Origin of the sequence: Rhabdonatronobacter sediminivivens (assembly GCF_013415485.1) — a bacterium.
Taxonomy (GTDB): domain Bacteria; phylum Pseudomonadota; class Alphaproteobacteria; order Rhodobacterales; family Rhodobacteraceae; genus Rhabdonatronobacter; species Rhabdonatronobacter sediminivivens.
In genome coordinates, this window is record NZ_JACBXS010000014.1 from 32,255 (window position 1) to 57,829 (window position 25,575).

29 protein-coding genes are annotated in these 25,575 nt (G+C 66.6%); 22 read left to right on the forward strand and 7 right to left on the reverse strand.

Annotated features, from left to right (window positions below):
• Nucleotides 1-43: 43 nt before the first annotated feature.
• A complete protein-coding gene (locus tag HUK65_RS08520; RefSeq protein ID WP_407692424.1) occupies nucleotides 44-613 on the reverse strand; it encodes a tetratricopeptide repeat protein in 570 nt (189 codons plus the stop codon).
• Between the two features lie 77 nt (nucleotides 614-690).
• On the opposite strand from HUK65_RS08520, the gene HUK65_RS08525 reads away from it, so the two are divergent.
• Both HUK65_RS08525 and HUK65_RS08530 read left to right on the forward strand, forming a co-directional pair.
• Nucleotides 691-978, forward strand: a complete 288-nt coding sequence (locus HUK65_RS08525) for an SCP2 sterol-binding domain-containing protein (protein WP_179905740.1) — start codon at nucleotides 691-693, stop codon at nucleotides 976-978.
• Nucleotides 975-1,916, forward strand: a complete 942-nt coding sequence (locus tag HUK65_RS08530) for an alpha/beta fold hydrolase (RefSeq protein ID WP_179905741.1) — start codon at nucleotides 975-977, stop codon at nucleotides 1,914-1,916. Before HUK65_RS08525 ends, HUK65_RS08530 begins: the two co-directional genes overlap by 4 nt.
• Nucleotides 1,917-1,928: 12 nt before the next feature.
• Here the strand turns inward: HUK65_RS08530 and HUK65_RS08535 are convergent, their stop codons facing one another.
• Nucleotides 1,929-2,324: a MerR family transcriptional regulator gene (locus tag HUK65_RS08535; RefSeq protein WP_179905742.1), complete on the reverse strand. Its 396-nt coding sequence runs from the start codon at nucleotides 2,322-2,324 to the stop codon at nucleotides 1,929-1,931.
• A 130-nt stretch (nucleotides 2,325-2,454) separates the two neighbouring features.
• Between HUK65_RS08535 and HUK65_RS08540 the strand changes: the two genes are divergently transcribed.
• The 3 genes from HUK65_RS08540 to HUK65_RS08550 are packed head-to-tail and all read left to right on the forward strand — an operon-like array spanning nucleotide 2,455 to nucleotide 4,747.
• Nucleotides 2,455-2,889: a PaaI family thioesterase gene (locus tag HUK65_RS08540; protein WP_179905743.1), complete on the forward strand. Its 435-nt coding sequence runs from the start codon at nucleotides 2,455-2,457 to the stop codon at nucleotides 2,887-2,889.
• Entirely contained in the window at nucleotides 2,886-3,401 is a 516-nt protein-coding gene (locus HUK65_RS08545; RefSeq protein WP_179905744.1) for a PaaI family thioesterase, read from the forward strand. The genes HUK65_RS08540 and HUK65_RS08545 overlap by 4 nt, the downstream gene beginning before the upstream one ends.
• Nucleotides 3,398-4,747: an MATE family efflux transporter gene (locus HUK65_RS08550; RefSeq protein ID WP_179905745.1), complete on the forward strand. Its 1,350-nt coding sequence runs from the start codon at nucleotides 3,398-3,400 to the stop codon at nucleotides 4,745-4,747. Before HUK65_RS08545 ends, HUK65_RS08550 begins: the two co-directional genes overlap by 4 nt.
• A gap of 51 nt (nucleotides 4,748-4,798) precedes the next feature.
• Here the strand turns inward: HUK65_RS08550 and rpsI are convergent, their stop codons facing one another.
• From rpsI to HUK65_RS08565, 3 genes are all read right to left on the reverse strand, one after another.
• Nucleotides 4,799-5,296 (reverse strand): 30S ribosomal protein S9, encoded by a 498-nt coding sequence (gene rpsI, locus HUK65_RS08555; RefSeq protein WP_179905746.1) that lies wholly within the window; start codon nucleotides 5,294-5,296, stop codon nucleotides 4,799-4,801.
• A gap of 2 nt (nucleotides 5,297-5,298) precedes the next feature.
• Nucleotides 5,299-5,760 (reverse strand): 50S ribosomal protein L13, encoded by a 462-nt coding sequence (gene rplM / locus HUK65_RS08560; RefSeq protein ID WP_179905747.1) that lies wholly within the window; start codon nucleotides 5,758-5,760, stop codon nucleotides 5,299-5,301.
• 189 nt (nucleotides 5,761-5,949) lie between these two features.
• Entirely contained in the window at nucleotides 5,950-6,756 is an 807-nt protein-coding gene (locus HUK65_RS08565; RefSeq protein ID WP_179905748.1) for an SseB family protein, read from the reverse strand.
• A gap of 115 nt (nucleotides 6,757-6,871) precedes the next feature.
• On the opposite strand from HUK65_RS08565, the gene HUK65_RS08570 reads away from it, so the two are divergent.
• The 5 genes from HUK65_RS08570 to HUK65_RS08590 all read left to right on the forward strand — a co-directional run bounded on the left by HUK65_RS08570 (nucleotide 6,872) and on the right by HUK65_RS08590 (nucleotide 12,553).
• Nucleotides 6,872-7,789, forward strand: a complete 918-nt coding sequence (locus HUK65_RS08570) for a DMT family transporter (RefSeq protein WP_179905749.1) — start codon at nucleotides 6,872-6,874, stop codon at nucleotides 7,787-7,789.
• 64 nt (nucleotides 7,790-7,853) lie between these two features.
• The gene (locus HUK65_RS08575) at nucleotides 7,854-9,371 is read left to right on the forward strand and encodes a malonate--CoA ligase (protein WP_179905750.1); all 1,518 of its coding nucleotides are present in this window, start codon (nucleotides 7,854-7,856) and stop codon (nucleotides 9,369-9,371) included.
• A 5-nt stretch (nucleotides 9,372-9,376) separates the two neighbouring features.
• Complete coding sequence (locus tag HUK65_RS08580; RefSeq protein WP_179905751.1) at nucleotides 9,377-10,357, forward strand: quinone oxidoreductase family protein; 981 nt, start codon at nucleotides 9,377-9,379, stop codon at nucleotides 10,355-10,357.
• Nucleotides 10,358-10,367: 10 nt separating this feature from the next.
• The gene (locus tag HUK65_RS08585; RefSeq protein WP_179905752.1) at nucleotides 10,368-11,042 is read left to right on the forward strand and encodes a GntR family transcriptional regulator; all 675 of its coding nucleotides are present in this window, start codon (nucleotides 10,368-10,370) and stop codon (nucleotides 11,040-11,042) included.
• Nucleotides 11,043-11,155: 113 nt separating this feature from the next.
• Nucleotides 11,156-12,553 (forward strand): aspartate aminotransferase family protein, encoded by a 1,398-nt coding sequence (locus HUK65_RS08590; protein ID WP_179905753.1) that lies wholly within the window; start codon nucleotides 11,156-11,158, stop codon nucleotides 12,551-12,553.
• Nucleotides 12,554-12,787: 234 nt separating this feature from the next.
• Here HUK65_RS08590 and HUK65_RS08595 read toward each other — a convergent pair whose 3' ends face one another.
• Nucleotides 12,788-13,120, reverse strand: a complete 333-nt coding sequence (locus tag HUK65_RS08595; protein WP_179905754.1) for a DUF6477 family protein — start codon at nucleotides 13,118-13,120, stop codon at nucleotides 12,788-12,790.
• A gap of 209 nt (nucleotides 13,121-13,329) precedes the next feature.
• Between HUK65_RS08595 and HUK65_RS08600 the strand changes: the two genes are divergently transcribed.
• The 11 genes from HUK65_RS08600 to HUK65_RS08650 all read left to right on the forward strand — a co-directional run bounded on the left by HUK65_RS08600 (nucleotide 13,330) and on the right by HUK65_RS08650 (nucleotide 23,800).
• A complete protein-coding gene (locus HUK65_RS08600; protein ID WP_179905755.1) occupies nucleotides 13,330-14,424 on the forward strand; it encodes a DUF6456 domain-containing protein in 1,095 nt (364 codons plus the stop codon).
• A 260-nt stretch (nucleotides 14,425-14,684) separates the two neighbouring features.
• Nucleotides 14,685-14,876 (forward strand): hypothetical protein, encoded by a 192-nt coding sequence (locus HUK65_RS08605; protein ID WP_179905756.1) that lies wholly within the window; start codon nucleotides 14,685-14,687, stop codon nucleotides 14,874-14,876.
• A 114-nt stretch (nucleotides 14,877-14,990) separates the two neighbouring features.
• Nucleotides 14,991-15,209, forward strand: coding sequence for a hypothetical protein (locus HUK65_RS08610; RefSeq protein WP_179905757.1), 219 nt, complete (start codon nucleotides 14,991-14,993; stop codon nucleotides 15,207-15,209).
• A 30-nt stretch (nucleotides 15,210-15,239) separates the two neighbouring features.
• Nucleotides 15,240-16,430 carry a UbiH/UbiF family hydroxylase gene (locus HUK65_RS08615; RefSeq protein WP_179905758.1) on the forward strand — a complete coding sequence of 397 codons (1,191 nt, stop codon included), beginning with the start codon at nucleotides 15,240-15,242 and terminating at the stop codon, nucleotides 16,428-16,430.
• Between the two features lie 614 nt (nucleotides 16,431-17,044).
• A complete protein-coding gene (locus tag HUK65_RS08620; RefSeq protein WP_179905759.1) occupies nucleotides 17,045-18,055 on the forward strand; it encodes a TRAP transporter substrate-binding protein in 1,011 nt (336 codons plus the stop codon).
• Between the two features lie 168 nt (nucleotides 18,056-18,223).
• Nucleotides 18,224-18,814 (forward strand): TRAP transporter small permease, encoded by a 591-nt coding sequence (locus HUK65_RS08625; protein ID WP_179905801.1) that lies wholly within the window; start codon nucleotides 18,224-18,226, stop codon nucleotides 18,812-18,814.
• A gap of 13 nt (nucleotides 18,815-18,827) precedes the next feature.
• The gene (locus tag HUK65_RS08630) at nucleotides 18,828-20,111 is read left to right on the forward strand and encodes a TRAP transporter large permease (protein WP_179905760.1); all 1,284 of its coding nucleotides are present in this window, start codon (nucleotides 18,828-18,830) and stop codon (nucleotides 20,109-20,111) included.
• A 12-nt stretch (nucleotides 20,112-20,123) separates the two neighbouring features.
• Nucleotides 20,124-20,561, forward strand: a complete 438-nt coding sequence (locus tag HUK65_RS08635; protein ID WP_179905761.1) for a universal stress protein — start codon at nucleotides 20,124-20,126, stop codon at nucleotides 20,559-20,561.
• A gap of 69 nt (nucleotides 20,562-20,630) precedes the next feature.
• Nucleotides 20,631-21,620, forward strand: a complete 990-nt coding sequence (eutB, locus tag HUK65_RS08640) for a hydroxyectoine utilization dehydratase EutB (RefSeq protein ID WP_179905762.1) — start codon at nucleotides 20,631-20,633, stop codon at nucleotides 21,618-21,620.
• Entirely contained in the window at nucleotides 21,621-22,604 is a 984-nt protein-coding gene (gene eutC, locus HUK65_RS08645) for an ectoine utilization protein EutC (RefSeq protein WP_179905763.1), read from the forward strand.
• 17 nt (nucleotides 22,605-22,621) lie between these two features.
• Entirely contained in the window at nucleotides 22,622-23,800 is a 1,179-nt protein-coding gene (locus HUK65_RS08650) for a M24 family metallopeptidase (protein ID WP_179905764.1), read from the forward strand.
• Nucleotides 23,801-23,951: 151 nt separating this feature from the next.
• Here HUK65_RS08650 and HUK65_RS08655 read toward each other — a convergent pair whose 3' ends face one another.
• Entirely contained in the window at nucleotides 23,952-24,608 is a 657-nt protein-coding gene (locus HUK65_RS08655) for a pyrimidine 5'-nucleotidase (protein WP_179905765.1), read from the reverse strand.
• Nucleotides 24,609-24,724: 116 nt separating this feature from the next.
• Between HUK65_RS08655 and HUK65_RS08660 the strand changes: the two genes are divergently transcribed.
• On the forward strand, nucleotides 24,725-25,378 hold the full coding sequence (locus tag HUK65_RS08660) for a GntR family transcriptional regulator (protein WP_179905766.1): 654 nt from the start codon (nucleotides 24,725-24,727) through the stop codon (nucleotides 25,376-25,378).
• Nucleotides 25,379-25,575: the final 197 nt, after the last annotated feature.

Here is a 25,575-nt window from a genome sequence, read left to right on the forward strand (position 1 = left end):
GGTCTGTGCCTTGCCTGTCTTCGTCACACCACCGGAACCCCGGTCAGAGTGGCCGCCCCTCAAGCGAGAGTTCCAGCCGCTCCAATGCGCGTAATATGTCAGGGCGGTGCGGATGTATAGCATTGGCGGCACGATAAGCCTCCAGCGCGGCGTCGCTCATCTCCAGCTCTTCCAGGATGATTCCCATGCCCGACAGCGCGCCGAAATGATCCGGGTTCAGCGCCAGCGTCTGCTGGATGTCGGCCATGGCGGGGCCATACTGGTTGGCCATGAAAAACGCCGTGGCGCGGGTGTTGTAGCCTTCGGCGAAATCGGGAGCGTGGTCTACCAGCGCGGTCAGATGCTCGATCGCCGCGCGGGTATCACCGGTGCGCAGCGCCTCGCGCCCGCGCTGCAACAACAGATCGGCCGAGGCTGACCCCGATTGCGACCAGGCCCGCACGATCCGCCGTTCCAGCCGCTGCCAGCGTTCCAGGTCCGGGTCTGCCAGCTCCTGCAGCATCGCGCCCAGTTCCGCCTCACGTTCATTGGCGATCTGCGCATCACTGGCCGACAATGGCAGCGCCAAGGATGCCAGCACCCCTGCCGCAACGATATGATTGAGTCTGCGCATAGCTTTGCCCATAGTCCCGAGTGTAGCGCAGCCTGCGGAAAAGACCACATCCGCACCGATCACAAACGGAGCATATCATGAGCGAGATCATAAATCAGGCCGTCATCGCCCTGTCGGAAAAGCTTTCGGGCGGATTCGATGGCTCGGCCAAGTTCGTGATCAAGGATGAAGGCGCGGTCATGCTCGATTCGGAGGGCGTGCGCGCCGGCGATGAAGAGGCCGATGTGACCCTGACCGCCAGCGCCGACACGTTTCGCGCCATTCTCGATGGCGACCTGAGCCCCACCATGGCCTTCATGGGCGGCAAGCTGAAGGTCGATGGCGACATGGGCGCGGCCATGCGGCTGGGATCGGCGCTGGGGTGACCCGGCCCACCGAAGCCCCCCTGTTCCACACCATCGCCGAGGCGCCCCCGGGCGGGCAGGCCCGCTGGCTGGTGGCGCGCGACGGCATCCGTCTGCGCATGGCCCATTGGCCGGGGGCGGGTGCCGGGCTGGTGATGGTGTTCCCCGGCCGGACCGAGGTGATCGAGAAATATGGCCGGGTGATCGCCGATCTGGTGGCTGCGGGCCATTCGGTCAGTGCCATCGACTGGCGCGGCCAGGGGCTTTCGGACCGGCTGACCGGGGACCCTCTACTGGGTTATGTTAACAATTTCAGTGACTTTCAGGCTGATGTTGATGTCTGGCATGACGCACTGCGCGATCTGGACCCTGCCGCCGAACAGCCCCTTGTGTTGGCCCATTCCATGGGCGGGTGCATCGCGCTGCGGGCCCTGACCCGCGGCCTGCGGGCCCGCGCCGTGGCCTTCAGCGCGCCCATGTGGGGGCTGCGCGCAGGGAAATTCATGCGGCTGGGCATGGCGGGGCTGGCGCGGGCCGCGCGGATCACCGGGCGCGATGCCATACCGGTGCCGGGCGCGGGCATCGAATTCCGGCTGTGGGACAATCCCTTTGACAACAATGACCTGACAACTGACCCGGACACCTATGCCTGGATGCAGCACCAGGTGAACGCGCACCCTGAATTGCGCCTGGGCGCCCCCAGCCTGCGCTGGCTGGGCGCTGCGCTGGCGGAAACCGCCGCGCTGGCCCGGCTGCCTGCGCCAGACGTCCCGGCCTGGTGCGGGCTGGGCACGCGCGAAAGAATCGTAAGCGCCGAGGCCATCGAGACCCGGATGCAGGGCTGGCCCGGGGGGCAACTGGAGGTGTTTGACGGCGCCGAACATGAACTGCTGATGGAGGCCCCCGCCCACCGGACCCGCTTCTTGACCGCCACACTGGCCCATTTCGCTGCAAACTGAAGGGCTTGCAGGCTACTTCTGCGGCGTTTCCTCGGGCGCGGCGATCAATCCCTGCGCCTCATCGCGCAGGGCGCGCAGGTCTTCGATGGTGACCGCCAGTTCAGCCTGCTGGCGGGTCAGTTCCGCCACCTGCCGGTCGGCCATCTCGACCCAGGCGCGCAGCTGCGGCACGGTGCCCTTTGTTTCATAGATTTCAAGCCACTGGCGGATTTCCTCAAGGCTGAACCCAAAGCGCCGCCCGCGCAGGATCAGGGTCATCCGCGCCACCTCACGCGCGCCGTAGAAGCGGTTGCGGCCCTCCTTTTCGGGGCGCAGCAGCTCGATGTATTCGTAATAGCGCAGGGTGCGCGGCGTGACGTCGAAGCGCGCGCACATTTCCTTGAAGCTCAACCGAACCGTGTCGCTCATCCGTCGGTCCTCCCCACCCCTCTCTTAGCGCCCGAGGCAGGCACAGGCAATCAACCCGACACACCGCAAGGGGTTGCACCCCGCGCGCGCCGGGCGCAAAACACGGGTCATCCCAATCGGAGCGTGCCCCATGACCTCGCCCCCCATAGCGCCGCAGAAGTTCATCGAAGCCCTGCCCTTTGCCCGCGCCCTGAACATGACGTTGGAGGAGATCGGCGACGGCCGCGCCGAAATCTCGATGCCCTGGGACGCGCGATTCGTGGGCGACCCGGCCACGGGCGTGATTCATGGCGGCGCTGTCTCGGCGCTGATGGACACCTGCTGCGGGGCGGCGGTGCTGTCCTTTCCCGGCGCCAGCAGCACGGCAACGATTGACCTGCGTATCGATTACATGCGCGCCGCGCGCCCCGGCGCCCGCATCACCGCCCGCGCCGAATGCTACCACGCCACCCGCAGCGTGGCCTTTGTGCGCGCCACCGCCACCGATGGCGAAAGCGACACCCCTGTGGCCAGCGCCGCAGGGGCCTTTGTCATCGAGCGGCTGAATTCGGAGGGCAAGCCATGAGCCGCCCCGCCCCCGAACCCGTGCAGGTGGTCAAGCAGCGCCGCGATGCAGCACTTGCCGCGCTGGTGGACGGTGTGCCCTATATCGGCTTTCTGGGCGTGCGGTTCGAACGTCTGGGCGATGAGCTGACCGCCATCCTGCCCTTTGACGACAAGCTGATCGGCAACCCCGCCCTGCCCGCGATCCATGGCGGGGTGACGGCGTCCTTCCTGGAGGTCACGGCGATCATCGAGCTGAGCTGGGCGATGATCTGGGCCGATATGGAAAGCGGCAAGCTGGACCCGCTGACGCTGGACCGCGAACACCTGCCGCGCCTGCCCAAGACCATTGATTTCACGGTGGATTACCTGCGCTCGGGCCTGCCGCGCGACGCCTATGCCCGCGCCCGCGTCAACCGCTTTGGCCGCCGCTATGCCAGCGTGCATGTCGAAGCCTGGCAGGACAACCGCACACGGATGTTCGCCCAGGCCACAGGTCATTTCCTGATGCCCGCACGCGAGGGGACAGAGTGAGCCACCCCGCTGCCGCAGGCCCGCTGACCCATCGCCGGGTGCTCAACATCGCCGTGCCGATCGTGCTGGCCAATATCACCGTGCCGATCCTGGGGCTGGTGGACACCGGCGTCGTGGGCCAGTTGGGCGAGGCGGCGCCCATCGGTGCCGTGGGGCTTGGCGCGGTGGTGCTGACCACGGTCTACTGGATATTCGGCTTTCTGCGCATGGGCACGACCGGGCTGGTGGCGCAGGCGCGCGGGGCCGGAGACGCCGCCGAATCCGGGGCGATCCTGACCCGGTCGATGATGGTGGGCCTGGGCGCGGGATTGGCGATGATCACCCTGCAGGCGCCGCTGATCTGGGCGGCCTTTGCCATCGCCCCGGCCAGCGATCAGGTGGAATCGCTGGCGCGCGACTATCTGGCCATCCGCATCTGGGGCGCCCCGGCGACGATCTCGCTCTATGCGCTGACGGGGTGGCTGATTGCGACCGAACGCACGCGCGGCGTGCTGGTGCTGCAGTTCTGGATCAACGGGCTGAACATCGGGCTGGATCTGTGGTTCGTGCTGGGGCTGGGCTGGGGCGTGCAGGGGGTGGCGATTGCCACGCTGATCGCCGAATGGTCGGGGCTGGTGTTCGGGCTGTGGCTGTGCCGGGCAGCGTTTTCGGGGCGGCAATGGCGGGACTGGGCGCGGGTGTTCGACCGCGCGCGCATCCGCCGGATGATGCAGGTCAATGGCGATATCATGCTGCGCTCGGTGGTGTTGCAGGCCTCGTTCACCAGCTTCCTGTTCATCGGCGCGGGGTTCGGCGATGTAGACCTGGCCGCCAATCAGGTGCTGCTGCAATTCCTGGCGGTGATCGCCTATGGGCTGGACGGCTTCGCCTTCGCGGCCGAGGCACTGGTGGGTCAGGCGGTGGGCGCGCGATCGCTTGCCGCAATGCGCCGCGCGGGGGGGATGACCAGCCTCTGGGGCTTCGGCACCGCGGTGGGGCTGGCGCTGGGGTTCTGGGCGCTGGGGCCCTTGGCCATCGACATCATGGCCCGCGACCCGGCGGTGCAAGAGACCGCGCGGATCTACCTGCCTTACGTGGTCGCCGCCGCAATCATCAGCCTTGGCGCCTATATGCTGGACGGGATCTATATCGGCGCCACGGGCACGCGGCAGATGCGCAACACGGTGCTGTTTTCGGCGCTGTGCTATGCCGGGGCGCTGTGGCTGCTGGTCCCGGCTTTTGCCAATCACGGGCTTTGGGCGGCGCTGTTGCTGTTCAACGCCCTGCGTGGGGTGGCGCTGGCGGTGCTCTATCCCGGGTTGGAGCGGCAGTGTTTCCCCACCCACCGCCCGGCACCGCAGGCATGAAAAAACCGGCCCATCGCAGGGCCGGGGTCTTGTGCAGCAAAGGCTGGACGGTCAGCGCTTCGAGAACTGGAAGCTGCGCCGCGCCTTGGCCTTGCCGTATTTCTTGCGCTCAACCACGCGGCTGTCGCGGGTCAGGAAGCCCGCGGACTTCAGCGCGCCGCGCAGGGCCGGATCATAAAGCTGCAGCGCTTTCGAGATGCCGTGCTTGACCGCACCGGCCTGGCCAGACAGGCCGCCGCCCTTGACCGTGGCCATAACGTCGAACTGATCGCTCACCCCGGCCACCTGGAAGGGCTGGCGCAGGATCATCTGCAGCACCGGGCGCGCGAAATATTTGGTGTAGTCGATGTATTCGCCCTTGTGGTCACGGATCAGGACCTTGCCCGAACCGGGCTTGATCCAGACACGGGCCACGGCGTCCTTGCGCTTGCCGGTGGCATAGGAGCGGCCCAGCGCATCGCGCACGGGTTCGCGGGCGGGTGCCTCGGCGGTGGCGACATCACCGACGGCGGATTTCAGCTCGTCCAGGGATTTGAGTTCTTCGGCCATGTTCAGGCGCTCCGCGTGTTTTTCGGGTTCATCGACCGCAGGTCGAGCACTTCGGGCTGCTGGGCTTCATGCGGGTGCTCGGCCCCGGCATAGACGCGCAGATGGGTGAGTTGCTGACGGGTCAGCGGACCGCCGGGCAGCATCCGCTTGACGGCCTGCGTCACCACACGCTCGGGGAATTTCCCTTCCAGGATTTCGCCGGTGGTGCGCGACTTGATCCCGCCGGGGTGGCCGGTGTGCCAGTAGTTCGGCTTGTTGCGCTTGTTGCCCGTCAGCTGCACCTTGTCGGCGTTGATGACGACGACATTGTCACCCATGTCCATATGGGGGGTGAAGGTGGCCTTGTGCTTGCCGCGCAGGCGCATGGCGATGATCGAGGCAAGACGGCCCAGAACGATGCCTTCGGCGTCGATCAGGATCCACTTCTTCTCGATATCCGCCGGTTTTGCGGTGTAGGTTTTCATGTCAGACCCTATCGGCTGAAGTTGGACACGGCGGCAGAGTCCCCCACCGTGTGAAGATGGCGTGTTTCTACGGATTGCACGCGCCGCGTCAAGGGCGGAACATCGGCAATATTTCAATGTTTTCATGTGCTTAGAAAATAGGTATTATTTTACCCCAAAATATTGCCCCGGATCCCTGCCCCGGCGGCGTCAGCGCAGCCGCGGAGGGCGGTTGGGGGGGCTGGGCGGGGCGGCAGGGGTGTTGGCGGGCGCGGGCAGGTCAAAGCGCAGACCCACGCGCGCCAGACGTGCTGCCGCAGGGTCGGAGGCTTCGAAAAAGGCGATGTCCAGCGCCCCGGCCTCGATGCCTGAGAAGGTCAGCGCCTCGCCCAGCGCGCGGGCCAGCGTGGGTTCGGCCCCAGGTGCGGGATCGACAAAGGCCAGCAGATGCCCCTGCCCGCCCCCCGCATAGCGCACCGCCACCAGCCACGCCGCCGCCGCCAGCCCGCCGGCCCGCGCCAGCCGCGCATCCAGCGCGGGCAGCAGCGCCTCGGGCAGGCCGGCGGGGGCAGTGACGGTTTCGATCCGGGCGCTGACCTCGGCCGGGCGCTGCGCCAGTGCTTCGGCCAGCCAGGTCAGAACCTCGGGCGGCAGATGGCGGGACGAGGGCGCGACGCCCAGGTTCAGCCCCAGCGCCACGGGCGGATCGGCGGCGGCCAGCATCTCGACCAGCGCGCGCCCGGGCAGCGCGGCATAGGGCGCGGGCAGGCCGGTGAATTCGGACAGCCGCGCCTCGGTGTCGAAGGCAACCACCATGGGGCCATCCTCCAGCGGAAAGACGCGCGGGTCGATCTGCGCGCCCTTGGCCTCGCGCTCCAGCAGGACGAACAGCTCGCCCTCGGTCAGGCGGGCGTAGAAGCGCAGGCGCGCGGTGTCATCCTCGGGCGCGGCAAGGGCGGCCAGCCAGGCATGGTCCAGCGCGGTCTGGGGGGGCAGGGTTTCAGGGTCATCGGACATGGGGTGCGGCCTTTTTCCTTTGCGCAACAGCTAGGCCCCGGGCCCGACCCGCGCAAGGGCTTGCACTTCCTGCGCGGGGGGCGTTTACTGAACAGGTTAAACGCCGGAGCCCCCCATGCGCCCGTTGCGCGGCATCGCCCTCAAAGTCACCTCGATGATGTTCTTCATCGTCATGGCATCGCTGATCAAGGCCGTGGCGGACACGGTGCCCCCCGGGCAGGCGGTGTTTTTCCGGTCCTTCTTTGCGCTGCCGGTGATCCTGGCCTGGCTGCTGTGGCAGGGAGAGCTGTCCACCGGGTTGCGCACGGCCAATCCGCTGGGGCATTTCTGGCGCGGGCTGATCGGCACAACCGCCATGGGGCTGGGCTTTGCCGGGCTGGCCTTCCTGCCCCTGCCCGAGGTCACGGCCATCGGCTTTGCCGCCCCGATCCTGACGGTGGTCTTTGCCGCCATGTTCCTGGGCGAACAGGTCCGCGCCTTTCGCCTGACCGCCGTGGGGCTGGGGATGCTGGGGGTGATGATCGTGATCTGGCCACGGCTCAGCCTGGATGCCGATCTGGGCACGGGCGAGGCCCTGGGCGCGATTCTGGTGCTGATGGGCGCGGTGTTCGTGGCGCTGGCGCAGGTGTTCCTGCGCAAACTGGTGAATACCGAGACCACGCCCGCGATCGTGTTCTGGTTTTCGGTCACCGCCAGTGTGCTGTCGCTCATGACCCTGCCCTTTGGCTGGGTGCTGCCCACGGCGCAACAGGCGGCGTTTCTGGTGCTGGCGGGGCTGCTGGGCGGGATGGGGCAGGTCTGCCTGACCGCCAGCTACCGCGAGGCCGATGTCTCGGTCATCGCGCCCTTCGGCTATGTGCAGATCCTGTTTTCGCTGGCCATCGGCTATTGGGTCTTCGCCGAGGTCCCCACCCTGCCCATGCTGTCCGGCGCCGCGCTGGTGATTGCCGCCGGGGTGCTGATCATCTGGCGCGAACGCAAGCTGGGGCTGGAGCGCGCCCAGCCCAGCAAGGCCGGAACGCCCCAGGGCTAGGCGCCGCTTGCCTGCATCCGGTGCAGCGGCTAAGCACGCGCCCGCGCTCACAAAAGGACTGACCATGGCCAACCCCCTCCACGATGCCCTTTATGCCCCGCTGCGCGGGCAGGACCGCGTGTTGATGCATCTGCCAGACGGCGCCACCCTGTCGGCGGACGGGTTCGCGCGGATGGTGGCGCAGGCCGCCGGGGCGCTGCGGGCGCTGGGGCTGGAACCCGGTGACAGGGTGGCGCTTCAGGTCGCCAAAAGCCCGCAGGCGCTGGCGCTGATCGGCGGGGCGGTGGCGGCCGGCGTGGTGTTCCTGCCGCTCAACACCGCCTACACGCCGCAGGAGGTCGCCTATTTCATCACCGATGCCGGCGCCCGCCTGCTGGTGGCCGATCCCGCCCGGGCCGAAGCCCTGGCCCCCGTGGCCCAGGCCGCCGGGGCGCAACTGGCCACCCTGGGCGCCGATGGCGGGGGCAGCGTGGCGCAGGCCATGGCCGCCGCGCCAGATACCTTCGCCCCCCAGGACCGCGCGCCCGATGATCTGGCGGCCTTCCTCTATACCTCGGGCACCACGGGGCGGTCCAAGGGCGCGATGCTGACGCAGGACAACCTGCTCTCCAACGCCCGCGTGCTGGCCGAGGCCTGGCGCTTCAGCGCCGATGACGTGCTGCTGCACGCGCTGCCCGTCTTTCACACCCACGGGCTGTTCGTCGCCACCAACACCGTGCTGCTGACCGGCGGCGCCATGATCCTGCACCCGGGGTTCGATCTGGACGCGGTGATTGCCGATCTGCCCAGCGCCACGGCCATGATGGGCGTGCCCACCTTCTACACCCGGCTGCTGGATGACCCCCGCTTCACCCGCGATCTGGTGGCGCATATGCGGCTCTTCACCTCCGGCTCGGCCCCCCTGCTGGCCGAGACCCATGCCGCGTTTCAGGCCCGCACCGGCCACCGCATCGTGGAACGCTACGGGATGACGGAAACCAACATGAACACCTCGAACCCCTATGACGGCGACCGCCGCCCCGGCACCGTCGGCCCGCCCCTGCCGGGGGTCGAGGTCATCATCACCGACCCCGATACCGGCGCCGACCTGCCACAGGGCGAGACCGGCATGATCGAGGTGCGCGGCCCCAACGTCTTCAAGGGCTACTGGAACATGCCCGAAAAGACCGCCGAGGAACTGCGCCCCAACGGCTTCTTCATCACCGGCGATCTGGGGCGGTTTGATGCCGATGGCTATCTGCAGATCGTGGGGCGGGCGAAGGATCTGATCATCTCGGGCGGCTACAATGTCTATCCGAAGGAGGTCGAATTGCTGCTGGACGAGGCAGAGGGCGTGCTGGAATCCGCCGTGATCGGCGTCCCCCACCCCGATTTCGGCGAGGCCGTGCTGGCGGTGATCGTTCCCGCCCCCGGCGCCGCGCCCACGCCCGCAGCCCTCGAAGGCTTGTTGCGGGACAGGATTGCGCGCTACAAGCAGCCAAAGGGCTATGAGATCCTGCCCGCGCTGCCGCGCAACACCATGGGCAAGGTCCAGAAGGCCGAATTGCGCGCGCGATTCGCGCAGCGCTTCAAGGGAGAGTGACACAGATGAGCAACGCCAAGACCGTCATCATCGAGGAAAACGGCGGCCCCGAGGTTCTGAAACTGGTGGACCGCCCCGTGGGCGAGCCCGGCCCGGGCGAGTTGCGCCTGCGCCAGCACGCCTGCGGGCTGAATTACATCGATGTCTATCAGCGCACCGGGCTTTACAAGCTGGCCCTGCCGCACCCGCTGGGGATGGAGGCCGCAGGCGTGGTCGAAGCCGTGGGCGAGGGCGTCACCCATGTCAAACCCGGCGACCGCGTGGCCTATGCCGCAGCCCCTCCGGGCGCCTATGCCGCGGCCCGCGTCATGCCCGCCGCGCAGGTCTGCCCCCTGCCCGACGGGATTTCCTTTGACGAAGGCGCGGCCATGATGCTGCAAGGGCTGACGGTGGAATACCTGTTCCACCGCACGGTGCCGCTGAAGGCGGGCGATACGGTGCTGTTCCACGCCGCCGCCGGGGGCGTGGGGCTGATCGCCTGCCAATGGGCGCGCGCGCTGGGGATCACCCTGATCGGCACCGCCGGGACGGATGAGAAATGCGCGCTGGCGCTGGAACACGGCGCCGCCCATGCCATCAACTACACCACCGAGGATTTTGCCGCCCGCGTGAAGGAGATCACGAACGGGCGCGGCGTCGATGCGGTGATGGATTCTGTGGGGCAAGCGACCTTCGATGGCTCCATCAATTCGCTGCGGCCGGTGGGGATGATGATCAGCTTCGGCAATGCCTCGGGGCCGGTGCCGCCCGTGGATCTGGCGCTGCTGGCGGGCAAGGGGTCCTTGCAGATCACCCGGCCCACGCTGTTCACCCATATCGCCGATCACGCCCGCTGCCAGGAGATGGCCGCCCGGCTGTTCGACATGGTCATCAGCGGCAAGGTCAAGATTACCATCGGCGCGCGGATGCCCCTGGATCAGGTGGCCGAGGCGCACCGCGCGCTGGAAGCCCGCGCCACCACCGGCGCCACGGTGCTGATCCCCTGAGGCCGCGCGCATGGCCCGGTCCCTGCCCGCCCATCAGATCGCCTATGCCCGGCTGCGGGACATGGTGCTGTTCGGGCATCTGGCGCCGGGTGATGCGGTGACCATCGAAGGGCTGGTGGAGCGGCTGGACCTGGGCATGACCCCGGTGCGCGAGGCTCTGCGCCGCCTGATCGCCGAAGGGGCGCTGACGCTGCAGGGCAACCGCCGGGTCAGCGTGCCCCGGCTGGACCCGCAGGCGCTGGCCGATCTGGGCTTTGCCCGCAGCGCCATCGAATCGCAACTGGCGGTGCAGGCGCTGCCGTGCGTTTCAGACGCGCTGATCGCCGATCTGCGCGCCATCGATGCCGAGGTGGACGCCGCCATCGCCGCCGGGGATGTGCCGGGCTATCTGCGCTGCAACCATCGCTTCCACTTCACCCTCTATGCCGCCGCCGGGTCCGAGGTGCTGGAGGCGCTGGCGCGCTCGCTCTGGCTGCGGGTGGGGCCATCCCTGCGCGCGGTCTGCACCGGGCCGCTGGGGATCACCCTGCCGGACAACCACAAGCTGGCGCTGGATGCGCTGGTATCGGGTGATCCGGCGGCGCTGGCGGGGGCGATCCGGGCCGATGTGCAGCAGGGCGTGGATCAGATCCGCGCCGGAATGGCTGCGGGGCTGTTTGACGGGGGGGCTGCGCGGAAAATTTGATCAAATCCCATTGACCCCGCCGGATTTGATCATATGCTGGCCCCATCGCCGACCGCACGGGCGCCCTGCCCCCGGCCTGTCGGCATGTCCCTGCAGCATCCGGAGCGCGTGCCATGTCCGTCATCACCAATTACCCCCCGACCGCCGAGCTTCAGGCCCTGGACGCTGCCCATCACATGCACCCTTTCACCGCCAATGCGGAACTGGCGCAAAAGGGCGCGCGGATCATCGTGCGCGCCGATGGTGTGCGCCTGACCGACAGCGACGGCGCGGAAATGATCGACGCCATGGCCGGGCTGTGGTGTGTCAACATCGGTTACGGTCGGCACGAACTGGCCGAGGCCGCCGCCCGCCAGATGCGCGAGCTGCCCTATTACAACACCTTCTTTCAGACCAGCCATGTGCCCGCGCTGCAACTGGCCGCAAAGCTGGCGGAACTGGCGCCGGGCGATCTGAACCATGTGTTCTTTGCCGCTGGCGGGTCCGAGGCCAATGACACCAACATCCGCATGGTGCGCCATTACTGGGCGCGCAAGGGCCAGCCGGAAAAGCGCGTGATCATCTCCCGGCGCAACGCCTATCACGGGTCCTCCATGGGCAGCGCCAGCCTGGGCGGGATGGCAGGGATGCACGCCCAGGGCGGTATGCCGATCCCCGATATCGTGCATATCGACCAGCCCAACTGGTATGCCGAGGGCGGCGACAGCGACCCGCAGGAGTTCGGCATCGCCCGCGCCCGGCAGCTTGAGGCCAAGATCGCCGAGCTGGGCGCCGACAAGGTGGCCGCCTTCATCGCCGAGCCGGTGCAGGGTGCAGGCGGGGTGATCGTGCCGCCCGAAAGCTACTGGCCCGAGATCAAGCGCATCTGCGCCGAGCATGACATCCTGCTGATCGCCGACGAGGTGATCTGCGGCTTCGGACGGATCGGCCATTGGTTCGGCAGCCAGAGTTATGACATCCAGCCCCATATCATGACCATCGCCAAGGGGCTGAGTTCCGGCTACGCGCCCATCGGCGGTTCCATCGTCTGCGACGAGGTGGCCGAGGTCATCGGCGGGGGCGAGTTCAACCATGGCTATACCTATTCCGGCCATCCGGTGGCGGCGGCCGTGGCGCTGGAGAACCTGCGCATTCTGGAGGAAGAGAAGATCGTCCAGCGCGTGCATGATGACACCGGCCCCTATCTGACCGAAGCCTGGGCACGGCTGGCCGATCACCCGCTGGTGGGGGAAGCGGTCAATCGCGGGCTCATGGCCTCGATCGCACTGACCCCGGACAAGGCCCGGCGCGCGCCCTTTGCCGCGCCGGTGGGCACCGTGGGCCTGATTGCGCGCGAACGCTGCTTTGCCAACAATCTGGTCATGCGCCATGTGGGGGACCGGATGATCATTTCACCGCCGCTGATCATCAGCCGCGATGATATCGACGAGGTGATCCTGCGCGCGACCCGCGCCTTGGACGAAACGCTGGAGACCCTGCACCAGCGCAACCTGATGACCGCCGCCGCCTGATCCCGGCACGAAAAGCGCGCGACTTCCCCGCGACAGCGCGGGTCCATGGCGGTGCAAGCGCCACCGAGCCGCGCCCACCCACCCACCCTGCGCGCCTCGGGGGCGCTGCCGTGCGCAGGGGCGCCCGGCGGAGCATCTGGTTGGGTGACGGCCCCGAAACCTGCGGGTTCGCGCGATGGCTGTCGCAATGGCGCGCGTCATGGTCACAGATGGCGGCAACGGCTGCGCCCCTGGTCAGCATGCAGCTGCGGTTCCTCCCGGCACTGCACTGACGGCAGGCTGATGGTGCAGGGCCTGCGCTTCGGCCATCAGGGCTGACAGGACCGCGACATGCCGCGCCGCCGACCAGGCTGCGTCATGGCTCTGGCGCATCTGTTCCAGACGGTCTTCGACCTGCAGCAGCAGGATCAGCGCCTCTGCGGGGCCGGGGGTCGGACCATCATGGTATCCGCGCAACGCGGCGCGCAGGGTGACCTCGCGCTGGTAGCTTTGCTGCGCGAAGCGCGCTGCCGAAACCAGCAGGCCCGGGCGTTTCAGCTTCCGAAATTGTTCGAGGGGGTGGCGCATCGGTCTCTCTCCATCAACCATTACGCGAACACCTTGCCACAGCTTCCGGGGGTGTTGCGCCCGGCTGCAACCCGTACGCGACATTTAACAGTGTTTAATGATTGTAAGTGATTGTGCTCCCATCAACCGGTTTTTAACCAACCTGAACCGACAGCAACCAAAGGTTGAAAACCCGGAACCCGACGAACCGAGCAAGGGACGGAACACGGATGGATGCGAGCGCTGCCAACCTTCGCAAGATCGAAAAATTGCCTGACTGGGTGCCCGATGCGGTCAGGCTGTATCTGTCGCACACCACATCGGGGCAATCGCTGCGATCGCTGGCACGCGAACGCGGGTGCCATGCCTCGACCGTGTTGCGCCAGGTGCGCCGATTCGAGAACCGCCGCGATGACCCGCTGGTGGATGATGCGCTCAACCGTCTGGGCAGCATGGCTGCCACGCATCCCTCCTGCAACCCGGATGAGGACCATTCCCAGATGACTGCCCATGCCCGCATGCCCCTGCCCCGTGATGATGAAGACATGCTTGATGATGACCAGCTTCGCGCGATCCTGGAGCGGCTGGAGGCGCCGGGCGCCATCCTTGCCATTGCCCCGGATATGGAGAAAGCTGTGGTGCTGTGCGACACGGGCGACGGCAACCCGCGGCGCACCGCAATCATGGAGCGCCACATTGCCGAGGCTTTTGCGCTGAAGGAATGGATCACCTGCCACCGCCCCGGGCGCGTGGCCAGCTATGTGATCACCGCCGCGGGGCGGGCCGAACTAGCCCGGCTGCGCGGCCGCGGCCGGGTGACCATCTGCCCGGATGGGCACCTGCTGCCCGCCGCCGGCACCGAGGATGAGGACAACCCGCGGCGCCCCCGTTTTTCCGGCAATGAAAGCCCCGTTGCCGCACTGGCTCGGCGCCGGGACCAGAGCGGCGCGCCGTTTCTGACCCCGGCGCTGGTCGCCGCCGCCGAGCGCCTGCGCGAGGATTTCGAGCTGGCCCAGATGCAGGACGGCGACGATACCGACTGGGAAGAGATGCTGGCCGCTGCCGAAAACCTGTCGCCCGCACCGAAAGCCGCGGGCACGGCCACGGCCGTTGCCCGCAACAGGGTGATCGGAGCGCTGCGCGAACTGGGGCCGGGTCTGGCCGACATGGCGCTGCGCTGCTGCTGTTTCCTGGAGGGTCTGGAAACCGCCGAACGCCGCATGGGATGGTCGGCGCGGTCCGGCAAGATCGTGCTGCGCATCGCCCTGCAACGGCTGAAGCGGCACTATGACAACATGGGCCAGATGCACCAGATGATCGGCTGAGGCGCGATGATCGGCAGCGGCGCGGGGCGGCTTCGCCAATGGCGCAAAGCCCACCGCGCCGGGCGACCGTCTTGGCCACCATCGCGGCCATCCTGCGACCGGCAAGGGACGCGGGCGTTGCAGGGCGCGCGCCTAAAACCCGGACAACCGGTGCGCGGGGACGATTTGTCCCATGCGGCCATCAAGGGACATATTGCCGCGCGCCCCGCCGGCGTGGCATAAGGTGGTGAACGCGCGCTGTCAGTCCGAAGGAGACACCCATGGCCGACACCACCCCCCGCCCCGCCCCCCATCGCGAACCCGAACCCTGGGGCATCTGGATCGGCATTCTGGTGGCTGTCCTGCTGCTGGTGGGCAGCTTTGTGGTCGGCGGACTGGCCGGTGTGGCCATGATCGGCGTGATCGTCTCGCTGGTCGCGCTGGCGCTGTTGTCGCGGATCGTCCTGGGCTGAGCGTGCAGCGCACGGGATGCGCGCAACGCGCACCCCATGCGCTGCGGCAATCTGCCATGCTGCCATGCAGCATGGAAGCCTTAGGTCATGGCACGGATACGAACAGGAGATGCCATGACCGACACACCCGACACCCGTTCCGAAGACCACAAGCCCGCAGGCAACTGGCGCAATGCCGAAGAGCCCTGGCCCTTCTGGGCGGGCGTGCTGGTATTTCTCAACATCGTCGTCTTTGCCGCCATGAATTACGGCCTTCCGGGGCTGGTCACGGTGATGGTTCCGGCGGCGATCGGAATGCTGATTGTGGTGTTGCTGATTGCAACCGGCCGCTAGGAGCGGCGGCTGAACAGGCAGGGCGGATGAATGCGCGACAGCTATGACATCGTGGTTTCGGGCGGGGGCGTTGCCGGGCTGGCGGCAGCGGCAGCCTTTGGCGCGGACGGCTGGTCGGTGCTCTGCGTCGATCCCGCACCACCGGTCACCGACGAAGCCGCCGACGGCGCCGATCTGCGCACCACTGCCTTCCTGCAGCCCTCGATACCGGTGCTGGAGCGTGCGGGGCTCTGGCAGCGTCTGGCCCCCCATGCGATGGCGCTGCAGGTCATGCGGATCGTCGATGCTGGCGGCCCCGAGCCTGTGGCCCGCGTCAGCCATGACTTCGATGCCGCCGATGTGTCCGACCAGCCCTTTGGCTGGAACCTGCCCAACTGGCTCTTGCGGCGCGAGATGGTGGCCCGGATCGAAGAGCTTCCCAATGTCATCTTTCGCCCCGGGCTGGGCACCACCGGCCTGACCGCGCGCGAGGCAGAGGCGATCGTGCGTCTCAGCGACGGGACCAGCGTTTCGGCCCGGCTGGTGGTTGCCGCCGACGGCCGCAACTCGGCCCTGCGTGAGGCGGCGGCCATCGGCGTGACCACCACCCGCTACGGGCAAAAGGCGCTGGCCTTTGCCGTCACCCACCCCGTCCCCCACAACAATGTCTCGACCGAGATTCACCGCTCGGGCGGGCCCTTTACACTGGTGCCGCTGCCGGACCGTGAGGGGCAGCCCTGCTCGGCCATCGTGTGGATGGAGCGCGGCCCCGAGGTCGCGCGCCTGTCGGCACTGCCCACAGCCGAGTTCGAGGCGGCGATGACCGAACGCTCCGGCGGGCTGTTCGGGCCGCTGAAACTGGCCTCCCGGCTGACTGTCTGGCCGATCATCAGCCAGGTGGCCGACCGCTTCGGCGCCCAGCGTCTGGCCCTGATGGCCGAGGCCGCGCATGTGGTCCCGCCCATCGGCGCGCAGGGGCTGAACATGTCCCTGGCCGATCTGCGGGTATTGCTGGATCTGGCCCGCCCCGACACCCTGGGGGATGCGGCCATGATCGACACCTACAACCGCCACCGCTGGGCCGAGGTGCGCGCCCGCGTGGCCGGGGTGGATGTGCTCAACCGTGCCTCGATGGCCGGGGCGCAGCCCTTGCGCGACCTGCGCGGGCGGGCGCTGGACCTGCTGTATTCCGCGGCACCGGTGCGGCGGGGGCTGATGCACCTGGGCATGGGCCTGCGCTGAGCGTGAGGTTGCCCCGGGCGCCGTGCATTCCGACCCTTTCACGCGCTTTTCAGGCCCCGTCAGGTGGCTGACACGCTGGCGCTGCTGCCCTGCGCAGGGCGGTTGCCCATGCCTGCGGGCTGATTGCCGCGCATGACGGTTGCGCCGGAGCGGCCACCGGCCTCCGCGAAGCAGGTCAGGATACCCCGACAGGCAAAGGGATCAGACCCTGCATCCCCGGCCGAAAGCCACGCAAAAGCCCGGTGAAACAAGCCATGCAACGCAACGGATTGGCACCGGGTTCGGCCACCTGCGGGATTGGCACCGGCGCGCATCATCCAATGGCGGGGCCCCTCTCCGCCCTTGCGCCCTCCGGTGGTCAATACGCGAGGGGCGCCGGGGTCTTTTTCAAACGACCCTGCCGGCGCTGCCCTTCGGGGTTCGGGCCTCAAGCCATGCGCTGAGTCTTGGATGATTCAGCTTGATGCATCCGATCATCACGCCATTTTCAAGAAAACAAGTTACTGATTTCGCTGAAAATTTCAATCTATGGTTGACACGCAGAGGCTTGAGTGTGTCTCCTGAGGTAACAATCGCGGCATTTTTTGGGCTGCAGAATGAATAAGGAGAGACGCATGACCCTGAAAAATTCACTCGTAACGACTGCGGCACTGGTAGCCTTGACCGCCGGTGCCGCGCAGGCCGGAGAAACCTGGCGCTACGCATTCGAAGAGGCCATCGACGAGGTTCAGGGCGTTTTCGCCCAGCAATTCCAAGAATATATCGAGGCAAATTCGGATCACAGCGTGCAGCTTTTTCCGTTTGGCACGCTGGGGGAATCCGATGACATCATGGAGCAGACCCAGGCGGGTATCCTGCAATTCGTGAACCAGTCGCCGGGCTTCACCGGGGCGCTGATCCCCGAAGCGCAGGTCTTTTTCGTGCCCTATCTGTTGCCGCAGGAAGGCGAGGCGCTGAACGAGTTCTTCCGCACCTCGGTCGCAATCAACGAGATGTTCCCCGAGCTTTACGCCCAGCACGGGCTGGAACTGCTGACCATGTACCCCGAGGGCGAGGTGGTGATGACCACCAAGCAGGAGGTGCGCAGCCCGGCGGATCTGAATGAGCAGAACATCCGCGTGATGACGAACCCGCTGCTGGTGGAAAGCTATCGCGCCTTCGGGGCCGTGCCCACACCGCTGCCCTGGGGCGAGGTCTATGGCGGGCTGCAGACGAACATGATTCAGGGGCAGGAAAACCCCATGTTCTTTGTGGAATCCACCCGCATGTATGAGGTGACGGACTACATCACCTTCACCGGCCACAACAACTTCACCACCGCGTTCATGGCGAACAAGGATTTCTTTGACGGTCTGTCCGATGACGACCAGCAACTGGTCCGCGATGCGGTGCAGGTCGCTTTTGACCACATCCTTGAATATCAGGACGGGCTGACCGAAAGCGCGCTGGAAACGATCCTGGAGTCGAAGCCCGAGATGCAGGTCGTGCATCTGACCGAAGAAGAGCGCCAGCCCTTCATGGAGGCCGCCGCATCTGTGGAGGCCGAGTTCATCCGCATGACCGGCGACAGCGGCGAGGCCATCCTGGAGCAGATGAAGGCTGATCTGGAAGCGGTCACGGACTGATCCGCAGCCATCACCGGGGGCGGGCGCCCTGCCCCCGGCGCTATTCCATTCATAACTTTCCAGTCAGATCGGATCGCAGCCGTGAGTGAGCACAGGAAAGGCGACAACGCCACCGAAAAGGGCACAGCCGAAGAAGGCTTGACGGTCACGCCCGTCGACCCCAAGGACATCCCCAAATCCGGCGGCGACGACAGCCCGTCATCATATCGATCCGACCTGCCCGGACCGCTGGGCTGGGTCGATAATGGCATCGCGCGCGCCGAGGCGTTTTTGCTGGCCGCCGGTGTGCTGCTGATGGCTGTGAACACGGTGGCCAATGTGGTGGGCCGCTTCGGTTTCGGCACGTCGATTCAGGCCACCGAAGAAGTCAACCGCATCCTGATCATCCTGATCACCTTTGCAGGCATCAGCTATGCCGCGCGCCATGGCCGCCATATCCGCATGACCGCCTTCTTCGACATGATGCCGGTAAAGCTGCGCAAGCTGGTCATGATCATCATCGCGCTGGTGACTGCCGGGTTCATGTTTGCGCTGACATGGTATTCCTGGGGCTATCTGCAGACCACATTGGGCCGCGGCAGGGTGCTGCCATCGCTGCAGATTCCGGTTTGGTGGACATTGGTCTGGGTGCCTGTCGGCTTCTTCATGACCGGGCTTCAGTATCTTCTGACAGCGATCAAGAACATGCTTGAGAAGGACATCTACCTGTCCACCAACGTGCTTGAAGGCTACGCCGACGAGTCCGAGCAGGAAATCTGAGGGAACCCGCGCCATGGCATTGACGATTTTTTCGGTGATGGTGGTCCTGCTGCTGCTGGGCTTTCCGATGATGATCCCGCTGATCGCCGCGGCGGGCCTGGGCTTCTGGATGATGTTCGGCGGCTTTGGCCAGATGGAAACCATGGTGTCGCAGATGATGGCCGGGATCCGCCCCGCCTCGCTGATCGCGGTGCCCATGTTCATCTTTGCCGCCGACATCATGACGCGGGGCCATTCGGCGGGTCGGCTGATTGATCTGGTCATGGCCTTCGTGCGCCACCGCAAGGGCGGGCTGGCGATTTCCACCGCCACCGCCTGCACCATGTTCGGCGCCGTATCGGGCTCCACCCAGGCGACGGTGGTTGCCATCGGCTCCCCCCTGCGGCCGCGGATGCTCAAGGCGGGCTACAAGGACAGTTTCACCCTGGCGCTGATCGTCAACGCCTCGGACATCGCCTTCCTGATCCCGCCGTCCATAGGCATGATCATCTATGGCGTGATCTCCAACACCTCGATCGCCGAGCTGTTCATCGCCGGCATTGGCCCCGGCCTGCTGATCCTGTTCCTGTTTTCGATCTATTGCTGGATCTATGCCGTGCGCAACAATGTGCCCACCGAAGACCCGCTGCCCATGCGCGAACGCGCCATCGCGGTGCAAAAGGCGCTCTGGCCGCTGGGCTTTCCCGCCATCATCATCGGCGGTATCTATGGCGGCATCTTTTCCCCGACCGAGGCGGCGGCGGCCTGCGTGCTCTATGCCCTGATCCTGGAAATGGTCGTTTTCCGCACCATGGATTTCAAGGGCCTTGTGGCCACCGCACGCTCCACCGGGCTGATCACCGCAGTGGTGTTCATCCTGGTCGGCGCGGGGGCTGCATTTTCCTGGATCATCTCCTTCGCGCAGGTGCCGCAGGCGGTGCTGGGCGCCATCGGGATTGACGAGATGGGGCAGATCGGCGTGCTGGTGGTGATCTCCATTGCCTTTTTCGTCGGCTGCATGTTCGTCGATCCGATCGTGGTGATCCTGGTTCTGGTGCCGATCTTTGCGCCGGTGGTGAATGCCGTGGGGCTGGACCCGGTGCATGTGGGCGCGATCATCGTGCTGCAGGTGGCCATCGGATCGGCCACGCCACCCTTCGGCTGCGATATCTTCACCGCCATCGCGGTGTTCAAGCGACCCTATATCGAAGTCATCCGCGGCACGCCGCCGTTCATCGTGATCCTGTTCGCGGTGTCGGTGCTGCTGATCTTCTTCCCGCAGATTGCCCTGTTCCTGCGCGATCTGGCCTTCAACTGAACGGAGGGCGCGATGTTCCGGAGAATCCTTGTCCCGTTCGACGGCTCCACCAATGCCGAAGTCGCATTGCGAAAGGCGGTGGAGCTGGCGGCACTGACCGAAGGCGAGGTTCTGATCCTGACGGTCTACCGGCATCACTCGATGCTTGAGGCCTCGTTCTCCATGGTGCGGCCGGGCGACCCTGGCAACATGGACGATATCATGCGCGCCCACGCGCGCGAGGTTGCCGACCACGGCAAGAAGATCGCGCAGGAGCTAGGTGCCGGATCGGTCCGCGCCTTCATCAAGTCCGGGCAACCCGCGCGCACCATTGTCAACTGGGCCGCGGAAAAGGAGGTCGATCTGATCGTCCTGTCCTCACGCGGGTTGGGATCGGTCGAAGGGTATCTGCTGGGTTCGGTGTCGCACAAGGTCACGGCGCTGGCCAAGTGCCCGGTGCTGGTGTTCTGAAACCGGGGCAAGGTGGAGGCGCATGCCGTGGCTGATCCGATGTCGCCATTCGGTGCCGCGTCAGGACCCATGACCGAAGCAACCCGCCCCGGACTGGCCGCGTTTCGCGCCGCCGCCGCGCGTATCGCCCCGCATGTGCGGCGCACCTTCTGCGATCCCTCGCCCGCGCTGTCAGACCGCGCGGGCGTTCCGGTCTGGCTGAAGCTGGAACACCAGCAGATCACCGGCGCCTTCAAGCTGCGCGGGGCCAGCAACGCCATCCTGCAGTTGCCTGCGGATACCGTCGGCGTCACCACCGCCTCGACCGGCAATCATGGCCGGGCGGTCGCCCATGCCGCCCGCGCGCGCGGGTTGCGCGCCGTCATCTGCCTGTCAGAGCTGGTGCCCGAAAACAAGCGCGCCGCCATTCGCGCGCTGGGGGCGGAAGCGCGCATCATCGGCATGTCGCAGGATGAAGCGTTTATCGAGGCGCAGCGCCTTGTGCGCGATGAGGGGTTCGCCCTGATCCCCCCCTTCGATCATCCGCATGTGGTGGCAGGCCAGGGCACGCTGGGCCTGGAAATGGCCGATGCGGTCCCTGATGCCGCCGTGGTCGCTATCCCGCTGTCCGGTGGCGGATTGCTGGCGGGTGTGGCCGCTGCCATGAAGGCGCTGAACCCGCGCATCCGGGTCGTCGGGGTCAGCATGGAGCGCGGCGCGGCGATGGCCGCATCGCTGCGCGCGGGCCATCCGGTCGAGATACCCGAACGTCCCACACTGGCGGATTCGCTGGGCGGCGGGATCGGGCTGGACAATGGCCTGACCTTTGCCATGGTGCGCGATCTGATCGACGATCTGGTGCTCCTGACCGAAGCGGAAATCGCCGCCGGGCTCAGGCACCTGTATCTGCACGAACGCCAGATCGTCGAAGGGGCGGCCGCTGTGGGGGTGGGGGCGATCCTTGCGGGCAAGTTGCCCGCGAAGGGTCCGATCATCATCCCGCTCAGTGGCGGCAATATCGACATGGCCCTGCATGCCCGTATCATGGCCGGTGATCTGCCTGACCTCATGGAGCCGTGAATGCCCCGGATACGCATCCTGACCGAAACCGATCTGCGCCGCGTCATGGCCCTGAGCCCTGAACTGATAGAGGCCATCGACCACGCCTTTCGCCAGCTTGCCTCGGGCCGGGTCGTGATGCCGAAGGTCCTGTCCATGGCCATCGCCGAACATAACGGCGAGGTGGACGTCAAGACCGCCTATGTCCCGGGGCTGGACGGGTTTGCAATCAAGGTCAGTCCGGGCTTTTTCGACAATCCGAAGATCGGGCTGCCCTCGACCTCGGGGTTGATGATGGTGCTGTCGTCGCGCACCGGGCAGGTGCAGGCGCTGCTTCTGGACAATGGTTACCTGACCGATCTGCGCACCGCCGCCGCCGGGGCGGTGGCCGCGCGGGCCCTGGCGCGCCCGGACGCCACCTCTGCCTGCATCATCGGGGCCGGTCTGCAGGCGCGGTTGCAGTTGCAGGCACTGACCCTGGTGCGCCCGCTTCGGACCGCGCTGGTCTGGGCGCGCGATATGGACAAGGCCCACGCCATGGCCGCCGAGATGGCGCAGGTGCTGGGGATCGACCTGCGCGCCGAGGCCGACCCGGAAGCTGCCGTCGCCCAGGCCGAAATCATCGTGACGACCACCCCCGCAACGGCGCCGGTGCTGCAGGCCGCCTGGCTGCGCCCGGGCCAGCATGTCACGGCAATGGGCAGCGACCAGCACGGCAAGAACGAGATCGATCCCGCAGCACTGGCGATAGCGCGCTACGTGCCCGACCGGCTGTCGCAAACCCGCGAAATGGGCGAATTGCGCGCGGCGATAGCGGCAGGTGTCATCGCGGCGGACCGGGAATATGCAGACCTTGGCGCGGTCCTTGCCGGCGCGGCACCGGGGCGGCTGGACGCAAGCGACATCACCCTGGCCGATCTGACCGGAACCGGCGTGCAGGATACGGCCATTGCCACGCTGGCGCTGGCGCGCGCGGGCACCGCAGGAACCATGATCGAAACCTGAGCAAACCGGAGCCCTGAATGGATCACACAGCCTATCGCCACGCTCTGAGCGCACAGCTTGCACAGTCGGAATTGCCTTTCGCCCCGGAGGAGTTCACGGCGCGGCTGGCACGGACACGGGCCGCCATGCGCGACGCCGGGATTGACGCGCTGCTGCTGACCGATCCCGCCGATATCTTCTACCTCACCGGGTATCATACGTTCGAGGTGTCGGTGCACACCGCGCTGATCGTCAGCACTGAGCGGCTGGTGCTTCAGGTCCCGTCGATCGAAACCGGCCCCGCCGTGGTGACCGCGCTGGTTGATGAGATCATCGGTTATCTGTGGGAGGATATCGACGCCGTGATCGACCCGCTGGCGGAATTGCTGGCGCCCTATCAGGCCATCGGGCTGGACCTTTATGCCGCCAGTCTGCGCCACGGGGTGATCCGCGCGCTGCAATCGCGTCTGGGGGCAGCGCGCTTTCGTGATGACGGCGGCGCGCTGGTGGACGGGTTGCGTCTGGTCAAGACCGAGGCCGAACTGGCCTGCCTGCGTGAAAGCGCGCGGATCACATCCGCCGCCCTGCGCGCCGCCGAAGCCGTGGTGCAGGCAGGCACCACCGATAATGCCATTGCCGCCGAAGGCGCCCGCGCCCTGCTGGCCGAAGGCAGCGAGTTCATGAGCCTGCAACCCATCGTCACATCCGCGCGGCGTATCGGCACGATCCATGTGAACCACAAGCGCCATGTCATCGCACCGGATGCGCCGGTGTTCCTTGAATTCGGCGCGGCCTTCCAGCGCTACACGGCCCCGATGATGCGCACGGTGGTGGCGGGAAAGCCCACCGACCAGATGCGCCGCATTGCCGATCTGTGCCGCGCGATCTTCGAGGCGCTTGGCGCCGAGATGCGCCCGGGGCGCAGCTTTGACGATGCAGCGCGTGCGGCCGATGCCGTCCTGTCACCCCATGCCGATGCCCTGTTCTTCTCGGGCGTGTTCGGCTATGCGGTCGGGGCGCAGTTCCCGCCAAGCTGGGTCGAAGGCACAGGCTATATCGCGCGCGGCCAGACGCGCCGCTTTGAACCCGGCATGGTGTTTCACCTGCCGCTCTGCCTGCGCCTTCCGGGGCAATGGGGCATAGGTCTGAGCGACACGGTGCTGGTCACCGAAGGCGGCGCGGTTCCGATCACCGACAACAGCTGGCAACTGGGCTGACCGCGCAGCACCCCCCTGGCGGTCCGGCGCAGGGGCGGGTAAGTCCTGCCGCTGAGCTGCCCCCCGCGGTGCTGGCCCGGCCAGGGGGCATGTGATCGCCCTCAAGATCGGGTGCCGAAAACTCGCCGGTCATGCCGAAAAGGCGGAGGGATCACCCCGCTCGGCGGTGCAGCAGCGACAGGAAGCCGCCCAGATCATCGGTGTGATGTTCGATATGCGCCGCCGAAAGCGGCTCTGGCGCCACATGGACAGTGCGCATGCCCATGGCATGGGGGGCGGCCAGATTGCGGGGGTCATCCTCGAACATGGCCGAGGCCGAAGGGTCCAGCCCGTCAGTGGCAAACACGGCCTCGAAGGCGGCGCGTTCGGGTTTGGGCAGATAGCCCGCGTGTTCCACGCCGTATACCGCATCGAACACCCCCGCCAGGCCGCGCCCCTCCAGCACCCGTTCGGCATAGGGCGCCGAGCCGTTGGTATAGACCACCCGCCGCCCCGGCAGTGCCGCGATGTGGTCGCGCAGCACCGGGTCCGGGGTCAGGGGGGTGAAGTCGATATCATGCACGACCTCCAGATACCGACCCGGATCCATTCCGTGCACCCGCATCAAACCCGCCAGCGTGGTGCCATGCTCCATCCAGTATTGCTGGCGCAGGCGGCAGGCGGTGTCATGGTCCACGCCCAGCGTATCCATCACAAAGTCGGTCATCCGCACCTGTATCTGATCGAACAGGCGGATTTCAGGTGGATAGAGGGTGTTGTCCAGATCGAACACCCAGTGGCAGACATGTGAAAAGCGTTCAGCGGGCATGTCAGGCAGATAGCCCCCTGCGCTCCAGACATCAAGCGGCCGCGACAGCTTCGAACTTGTGTCCGGTCCCAATCCAGTATCTTCTGACGCCATCTGCCGAACGGAGCTGACACCCCATGTCCGACACCAAACCCCAGACCGATGCCTATTCGCTGATCCTGGATGCCATCGACGTTGGCATCTACAGGCCCGGCGACCGGCTGGTGGAATCGGAACTGGCCGAGCGCTTCGGTGTTTCGCGCACGCCGGTCCGCGAGGCATTGCAGCGGCTGGAGACGCAATCCATGCTGGCGCGGGATGGCCGGTCACTGATTGTCGCCTCGCTGGACCATAACCAGCTGGCCGAGCTTTACGTGGTGCGCGCGGAACTGGAAGGGCTGGCCGCCCGGCTGGCCGCGCGCCACGCCACCGCCGAAGAGGTGCGCGTCCTGCGCTCCATGGTCGAGGATGACCGCAAGCTGCTGAACGACCCCGAGGCCATGAGCCGCGCCAACCGCCGGTTTCACAAGCAGATCCATCTGGCCTCGCACAACCGCTATCTGGTGCAGCAACTGGATCTGGTGCATCGGTCCATGGCGCTTCTGGCCACGACCTCCATCGCCGCCGAAGGGCGCCCGGACGAGACTGTCGCCGAACATGCCGCCATCGTCGAGGCGATTGCCGCCGGCGATGGCGACGCCGCCTACAAGGCGCTGAAGGACCATATCTCGCGCGCCTTCGAAACCCGGCTGAAGCTGGACAGCATGCACCCGCAGCGCAGCGCGCTGTGATCAGGCGGCTGAAAAGGTCGTCGGCCTCCCAATGTTCAGGCAAGGGACCGGGGAACTGTTCCTCGGCACGCTTGCTACATGCCCTGTTCCGGGCGACCAGCCCGGGACGCGCCCGACCCTCCCGCGGGAGGGCGCATTGCAACGCTGCAAAAAGCTCAGCGCATGGAGGGGTTTGGCCAGCATAAATCGCATTAACC